The sequence below is a fragment of the Mesorhizobium sanjuanii genome (assembly GCF_002529485.1).
GTDB lineage: Bacteria > Pseudomonadota > Alphaproteobacteria > Rhizobiales > Rhizobiaceae > Mesorhizobium > Mesorhizobium sanjuanii.
Window position 1 is genome coordinate 21629 of sequence record NZ_NWQG01000110.1, and the last position, 8034, is coordinate 29662.

Genomic DNA, 8034 nt, shown 5'->3' on the forward strand with positions numbered 1-8034 from the left:
CAGAACTGCAACGCATTTCACGTTGTGGCACCCGCGTCGTCCCGCTGCCCTTTCGGCATGTCGCTTCCCTCGCCCTAGTGGTCGCCGCCTCCGCAATGGCTGGACAGCCGGCGGTCCATTATGCCGCCGCATTATCGCAGCGTACGAGGCCCTGTCATGACCGCCGCCCTTCACCCCGCCGAACCGCCATTGGCAAGCGACCGCGCCCGTCGCGGCGGCCGCGCGGGCAAGCGCGCCGGCGGCTCGGCGTCGTTCGAACAGCCACCGTTCCGCCAGTTGAAAATCCCGCTGACGCCGACCAAGCTGGTCTCCGACGACGAGCTGGAATCGATCCACCTTGCTTCCTTGCGGGTGCTCAGGGAAATCGGCGTCGACGTCCTGCACGACGAAGCCCGCGGCATCATGAAGGCGCATGGCGCCGATGTGCGCGAAGGCAGCGAGCGGGTGCGCTTCGACAGCGACATGATCCTCGAACTCGTTTCGCATTGCCCGTCGGAATTCACCATTCATGCCCGCAATCCGGCGCACAATGTGCGTTTTGGCGGCGACAATCTGATCCTCTCGATGATGGCGTCGGCGCCCAATTGTTCCGACATCGATCGCGGCCGCAGGCCCGGCAACCAGCAGGACTACCGCAATTTCCTCAAGCTCGCGCAGATGCACAACATCCTGAACTGCACCGGCGGCTATCCGGTCGAGCCGATCGACATCCATCCGTCGGTCCGCCACCTCGAATGCATCCGCGATCTCGCCATGCTGACCGACAAGGTCTTCCACATCTATTCGCTCGGCAAGGAGCGCAATGTCGACGGCATCGAGATCACCCGCATTGCTCGCGGCATCAGCCACGAGCAGTTGCTCGAGGAGCCGTCGGTCTTCACCATCATCAACACCAATTCACCGCTCAAGCTCGACGTGCCGATGATGGAAGGCATCATCCAGATGTCGAGCAAGGGCCAGGTCGTCATCGTCACGCCGTTCACCCTGTCGGGCGCCATGGCGCCGGTGACCATCGCCGGCGCGCTCGTGCAGCAGAACGCCGAAGCGCTGTCCGGCATCGCCTTTGCCCAGATGGTGAAGAAGGGCGCGCCTGTCGGCTATGGCGGCTTCACCTCGAACGTCGACATGAAATCCGGCGCGCCGGCCTTCGGCACGCCCGAATACATGAAGGCGCAGCTGGTCGGCGGCCAGCTCGCTCGCCGCTATCAAATCCCCTACCGCACCTCCAACACCTGCGCCGCCAACACGGTCGACGCGCAGGCGGCCTACGAGAGCGTGTTCTCGCTGTGGGGCGCCATCCAGGGCGGCGGCAATCTGATGATGCATGCGGCCGGCTGGCTCGAAGGCGGCCTGCGCTGCTCCTATGAGAAGACCATTTTGGACATCGACCTGTTGCAGATGGTGGCCGAATTCCTCACTCCGCTCGATCTTTCGGAAGAGGCTCTCGGTTTCGACGCCATCCAGTCGGTCGGCCCGGGCGGTCATTTCTTCGGCACCCAGCACACGCAGGACCGCTACAAGACCGCTTTCTACTCGCCGATCCTTTCCGACTGGCGCAATTTCGAGACCTGGGCGGAAGCAGGATCGCCAACAGCACTCGAAAAGGCCAACAAGGTGTGGAAGGAACGTCTGGCTTCCTATGACGAGCCTTACATGGACCCGGCCGTTCGCGAGGAACTCAACGCCTTCGTCGAAAAGCGCCGCGCCGAAGGCGGCGCACCAACCGATTTCTGATCGACGCTCGGCAACACGTCAACTTCGGCGTCGGGGCTCGAAGTTATCGCTGACAAATCAATTGATTCAGTTTACGCAAAAACGGACCTAACTTTATGAAATCTCACGTCAAAGCGGTTGTCATCGGTGGCGGCGTCGTCGGCTGCTCGGTGCTCTATCACCTGGCCAAGGCCGGCTGGACCGACATCATGCTGATCGAACGCTCGGAGCTTACCTCCGGTTCGTCCTGGCATGCGGCGGGCGGCTTCCACACGCTGAACGGCGACCCCAACGTCGCCAAGCTGCAGGCCTATACGGTGCAGCTCTACAAGGAGATCGAGGAGATTTCCGGCCAGTCCTGTTCGCTGCACCTGACCGGCGGCGTGATGATGGCCGACACGCCGGCGCGCATGGACTTCCTGCGCCTTGCCCACGCCAAGGGCCGCTATCTCGGCATGGACACCGAGCTGATCACCCCGTCCGAGGCCAAGGCGATGTTCCCGCTGATGGACGAGACCAATTTCGTCGGCGCCATGTGGGATCCGGTCGAGGGTCACCTCGACCCCTCCGGCACGACCATCGCCTATTCGAAGGCAGCCAAAAAACTCGGCGCCGAGATCGTGCTGCGCAACCGCGTCGTTGAACTGACGCAGGAGGTCGACGGCACCTGGAACGTCGTCACCGAGCAAGGCACGGTGAAGGCCGAGCACGTCGTCAACTGCGGCGGCCTGTGGGCGCGCGAGATCGGCCGCATGGTTGGCGTCGAATTGCCGGTGCTCGCGATGGAGCACATGTATCTGCTCACCGAGCCGATGCCGGAGGTCGAGGAATTCAACAAATCGACCGGCCGCGAGATGATCGGCGTGCTCGACTTCAAGGGCGAGATCTACACCCGCCAGGAGCGCAACGGCATCCTGCTCGGCACCTACGAGAAGGCCTGCAAGCCGTGGTCGCCGGTCAACACGCCCTGGGATTTCGGCCATGAATTGCTTCAGCCCGACATCGACCGCATCGCGCCGTCGCTGGAGATCGGCTTCAAGCACTTCCCCGGCATCGAGAAGGCCGGCATCAAGCAGATCATCAACGGACCCTTCACCTTCGCACTCGACGGCAACCCGCTGGTCGGCCCGGTGCAGGGCTTGACCAATTTCTGGTGCGCCTGCGCCGTCATGGCCGGTTTCAGCCAGGGCGGCGGCGTCGGCCTCGCGCTGTCCAACTGGATGGTGCATGGCGATCCGGGCTTCGACGTCTGGGGCATGGACGTGGCCCGCTTCGGCGAGTGGGCGAGCCTGCGCTACACCAACGCCAAGGTGCGCGAAAACTATTCCCGCCGGTTCTCCATCCGCTTCCCCAATGAGGAACTGCCGGCCGCACGCCCGGCGCAGACGACCCCGCTCTACGACACGATGCTGGCCAACAACGCCGTCATGGGCGACAGCTGGGGCCTCGAGACCCCGCTCTGGTTCGCGCCGAAGGGCAAGGAGCCGAAGGACATCCTCTCCTTCCACCGCTCCAACGATTTCGGCCCGATCGGCGAGGAAGTGCGTGCAACACGTGAAAGGGTCGGCGTCACCGAGATCGCCAACTTCGCCAAATACGAGGTGTCGGGACCGGGAACGGAGGACTTCCTCAACCGGCTGATGACCAATCGCATGCCGAAGACCGGCCGTATCGTGTTGACCCCGATGATCAACGAATTCGGCAAGCTGATCGGCGACTTCACCATCGCCAAGGCCGGAGAAGACCGCTTCATGATCTGGGGTTCGTCCGCCGCGCAGAAGTACCATATGCGCTGGTTCGAAAAGCACCTGCCGAAGGATGGTCCAAGGGCGTCAGAGGTGCGCATCCACCGCTTCGACCAGACGCTGGTCGGTCTCTCCATCGCCGGGCCGAAATCCCGCGACCTGCTGCAGAAGCTGGTCGATGTCGACATCTCGACCAAGGCCTTCCGCTTCATGGACTTCCGCGAGATGGCGGTCGGCGGCGCGCCCTGCATGGTCAACCGCATCACCTATACCGGCGACCTCGGCTATGAGATCTGGATGGCGCCAGCCTATCAGCGCCTGGTCTACAAGGCGATCAAGGAGGCCGGCGAGGAGTTCGGCCTTGTCGATTTCGGCATGCGCGCCCTGCTGTCGATGCGCCTGGAAAAGAACTTCCCGACCTGGTTCCGCGAACTGCGCCCGATCTACGGGCCGTTCGAAGGCGCGATGGACCGCTTCATCAAGCTGGAGAAGAACGATTTCATCGGCCGCGAGGCAGCAGCCAAGGAACAGGCGGAAGGACCGAAACTGCGCCGCGTCTCCTTCTTCGTCGACGCAGCCGACGCCGATGTGATGGGCGACGAGCCGATCTGGGCCAAGGTCGGCAAGGACTATGGCACGGTGGAAAAGCCGCATGGCTACGGCGCGCCGCGCTTCGACACATCTGGCGAGGAGGTGCGTGGCTCAAAGGCCGCGCAAGGCGCCTCGGCCGTGCGCGGCATCGTCGATGGCGACTGGCGCGTGGTCGGCTGGGTCACCTCCGGCGGCTATGCGCATTATGTCCAGAAGTCGATGGCGCAGGGCTATGTGCCTGCAGCACTTGCCGAGGATGAGAGCACCGGACTGTTCGAAATCGAGATCCTCGGACATCGACGCCCGGCCCGTATCAATGTCGAGCCGCCTTTCGATCCGAGCGGCGAGAAAATGCGGACATAGGGACAGGACAGCCACATTGTGCAGGGGTAAGGTCTCATGCTAGCGGAGCCGGCGGCAAACCGTGCCGGCTTGGGCGATGAGAATTCCTTGAAGTATTCGATGAAATGGGCCGAGTGGCTCGGCGAGGCCAGGATCGGCCCCTTCCCCGCGGCGATCGTCATGGTCGCGCTTTACTGCTGCCTTCAGATCGTCGTGCTGCCGCTTGTCAGCCTCTGGGCGGGAACCGGGGTCGGCGTCGATGACTCCGAACAGCTGATGTATATGCGGTTTTTATGGGCCGGCTATGGCGGCTCGCAGCCGCCGCTCTATTCCTGGCTCGGCTGGCTGACGTCGTCGGTGTTTGGAACCAGCATCGTTACGCTCAAAATCCTGAAATACTCGCTGATTTTCATTGGCTTGACGTCGGTCTTTGTTGCCGTGCGCAAGCTGGGATACTCCCAGCGAACCGCGGTAGCTTCGATGTTCGGCATATGGCTGTTTCCCCAGGTGATCTGGGAAATGCAGCACACCTTGTCGCACAGCGTCGCCGCCTTGTGTCTTTCGGGCGTGCTGTTGCTGGCGCTGATCCAGCTTCTGCAGCGCAAGTCACTGCCGGCCTATGTCCTGTTCGGACTTGCGATAGGCGCGGCCATCCTGGCGAAGTACAATAATGTCATCCTGATCGCCGCAATGCTGGCGGCAGCCTTGTCGTTGCGCAAAACGCGCCAGGTCATCCTGCGTCCGCAGATCGTGATCAGCTTGATCGCGGCGATATTGGTATGTGTGCCGACACTGTACTGGAACGCCACGCATCCGGGAGATCTGCTGGCACGCAGCTACAAGTTCGGCATCGATGACGGTAACGGCGCCCTTCTCGTCGCGCTGCGCGGCATCCTCGACCTCGGCCAGGCCGTGTTGAATTTTGCCATTCTGCCGGTCGTGATTTTTGCGGTGGCAATGCTGGCGGCGCGGATCGGTCCATCGACGTTGCGCGAACGATTTCCCGATTCCGAGAAACTGGTGTGGCGCATTCTCGGCTTCGGACTCTGCATCACCATTATCCTGATGCTCGCCAGTGGCGCCACCCGATTCCAGGATCGCTGGTTGCTGCCGATCCTGCTTTTTCTTCCTGTTGCTTTCGCCGTCCGCATGGATGCCCTCGGCGAAAAGGGCAGGATCGCACAAAACCTCGTCATCACCGTCGCAGCCGCCCTGGCCATTCTGGTCCTCCCCGTGACTTGGGCCTATCAGGTCTATGGCGGAAAGGGCCAGGGGCGCGTCGTCCGTCTCGACTACCAGACTTTGTACCGTGACCTGACCGCGGATGGCCCGATCAAGACGGTCACGTCGGACTGGCACTGGGTCGGAAACCTCAGGCTGGCCGACCCCAACCTTGTCGTGCTCGGAAAAGAAGTGCCAGGTTTTGCTGCCTTGCTGCAGGAGCCCGCCGTGCTGGTCTGGCTCGACAAGCCAAACCCGCAACCGGACATCCTGGAGCGCATCCACCAGGCAGGTTTTGTCGTGGACGGCGCAAGCCGCAGCCTGAGGATTCCTGAATTTTTCGGCGCGAGCGACGGCAGGCTTGTAAGCGTCGTCAAGCTGAAGAAGCAGGACGCAAAATGAGCGAGCACGGCACCGAGCGACGGTTCGGTCGCCACCGCAAGATCATGCCGTTCGAGCCGGGTGAAGCCGGTTCCATCGATGCGCTGCGCCTGAAGTCGCGCCGGAAAGCCGCCGAACTCAACCAGCATGTGCTGGGCTATGGCGCACTGGCGGAAGCCGAATGGCAGGCCGCCGGCATCGCCGCTCCCGACCTGCCCGCCATGCGCCAGTACCGTCTCGACCGTATCCGCGCCGAACTCAAGCGCCGCGACTATGCGGGAGCCCTGCTCTACGACCCGATCAACATCCGCTATGCGACTGACTCGACCAATATGCAGCTCTGGGTCGCGCACAATCCGACCAGGCATTGCTTCGTCGCCACCGAAGGGCCGGTGGTGCTGTTCGATTATTTCTCCTGCGAGCACCTCTCCGACCATTCCGGCGTCGTCGACGAGGTGCGGCCGGCGGTGTCGTGGATGTATCTCTACAGCGGCGAACTGACCGAGTTGAAGGTCCGCCGCTGGGCGGCTGGCATCGCCGATCTGGTGCGGGAGCATGGCGGCGGCAACAACCGCATCGCCGTCGATCACATCAACCCCGAGGGCGCTGAGGAACTCGCCCGCCTCGGCGTTTCCATCGGCAATGGCGAAGCAGTGATGGAGAATGCGCGGCTGATCAAATCGCCCGACGAGATCCTCGCCATGCGCCGCTCGATCGTCGCTTGCGAAGCGGCGATGGGCGAGATGGAAAGGGTGCTGAAGCCAGGCATCTCCGAAAACGAGTTATGGGCCGAACTGCACCGCGGCAACATTGCGCGCGGCGGCGAATGGATCGAAACCCGGCTGTTGTCGTCGGGCCCGCGCACCAATCCGTGGTTCCAGGAATGCTCGTCCCGCATCGTCGAAGCTGGCGATCTCGTTGCGTTCGACACCGACCTGATCGGCCCCTACGGCTTCTGCGCCGACCTGTCGCGCACCTGGCTCTGCGGCGACAAGAGACCCTCGAACGAACAGCAAGACCTCTACCGCATCGCCGCCGATCAGATCGCCCGCAACACCGTCCTGATGCAGCCGGGCACATCGTTCCGCGATCTTGTCGAACGTTCGGCGGTGCCGCCGGGAGATTGCTTCCCGACCCGCTACGGCGTGCTCTACCATGGCGTCGGCCTCGCCGACGAATACCCGACGCTGCCGCATGCCAGCGACTGGACGCAAGATACGCCTGACGGGGTTCTCGAAGCCGGCATGGTGCTGTGCGTGGAGAGCTATATCGGCCGGCTTGGCGGCCACGAGGGCGTCAAGATCGAGGAGCAGATCCTGATCACCGAAACCGGCAACGAGCAGCTCTCGACCTATCCGCCCGACGAGCGGCTGCTCGGCGGCTGATCGCCTTCGGATCCGATTTCAGCCAACCGCCGCGACAGCCTCGCGCAACGCGGCGAGGGTCTTTTCCGGTGTGGTTCTGGCCGTGATGAACGGCAGGCCCTTGCGCCGCCCTGTCCAGCCGACGACCGCCGCTTCTTGCGCCGCCGGCTCGAAGCGCTGCGCCAGCGCCCAGCTCTGGCAGTCAATGGCCGCGACATCGGCCCTGCCCTCGGCAATGGCGACGATCGAAGCGCGATGGCCGCCGCTTTCGCTGCGCGAGGCGAAGACATCCAGACTCTCGCCCATTACCTCAAGATCGCGCGTCAGCCCAATGAAGCCGGACATGGAATCGACGCTGTTGAAAGCGAACCGCTTGCCGCGCATCAGATCGAGCGGGATCGAGGGCCTGCCGTCGTCAGGCGAGGCAACTGACGGCGCCTCGCCCACCCGCATCACCAGCGCGCTCGAATAGAGCTCGCCCTGCCCGCCCTCATAGCCGTCGTAGCTCGGCTGGCCGATCATCTGGACTTGGCTGGCAAGGCCGAGTTCCATCGGCCCCCAGCAGGTCTGCGCGAAAAGCAGCGCTGGATGCAGCCAGAGCCCGTGGAAGTCGAGTTCGTCCGGCGGCAGCGTCGCGGGATCAGGGGCGATGAGCTTTCCCTTGGCATCGCGAATAC

5 protein-coding genes are annotated in these 8034 nt (G+C 63.3%); 4 read left to right on the forward strand and 1 reads right to left on the reverse strand.

What is annotated here, in order from left to right:
• Nucleotides 1-156: 156 nt before the first annotated feature.
• From CN311_RS17825 to CN311_RS17840, 4 genes are all read left to right on the forward strand, one after another.
• On the forward strand, nt 157-1734 hold the full coding sequence (locus CN311_RS17825) for a trimethylamine methyltransferase family protein (RefSeq protein WP_097575056.1): 1578 nt from the start codon (nt 157-159) through the stop codon (nt 1732-1734).
• A gap of 95 nt (nt 1735-1829) precedes the next feature.
• Nucleotides 1830-4412, forward strand: a complete 2583-nt coding sequence (locus CN311_RS17830) for a GcvT family protein (protein ID WP_097575057.1) — start codon at nt 1830-1832, stop codon at nt 4410-4412.
• An 87-nt stretch (nt 4413-4499) separates the two neighbouring features.
• Complete coding sequence (locus CN311_RS17835) at nt 4500-6014, forward strand: ArnT family glycosyltransferase (protein ID WP_245440860.1); 1515 nt, start codon at nt 4500-4502, stop codon at nt 6012-6014.
• Nucleotides 6011-7378, forward strand: coding sequence for a M24 family metallopeptidase (locus tag CN311_RS17840; protein ID WP_097575059.1), 1368 nt, complete (start codon nt 6011-6013; stop codon nt 7376-7378). Before CN311_RS17835 ends, CN311_RS17840 begins: the two co-directional genes overlap by 4 nt.
• An 18-nt stretch (nt 7379-7396) precedes the next feature.
• Here the strand turns inward: CN311_RS17840 and CN311_RS17845 are convergent.
• Nucleotides 7397-8034: phosphate/phosphite/phosphonate ABC transporter substrate-binding protein (locus CN311_RS17845; RefSeq protein WP_115504257.1), on the reverse strand; the 638-nt coding region annotated here is incomplete at its 5' end.

Coding starts and splice junctions, on each gene's coding strand:
- CN311_RS17830 (WP_097575057.1), top strand. CDS start 1,830: ATGAAATCTCACGTCAAAGCGGTTGTCATCGGTGGCGGCGTCGTCGGC.
- CN311_RS17825 (WP_097575056.1), top strand. CDS start 157: ATGACCGCCGCCCTTCACCCCGCCGAACCGCCATTGGCAAGCGACCGC.
- CN311_RS17840 (WP_097575059.1), top strand. CDS start 6,011: ATGAGCGAGCACGGCACCGAGCGACGGTTCGGTCGCCACCGCAAGATC.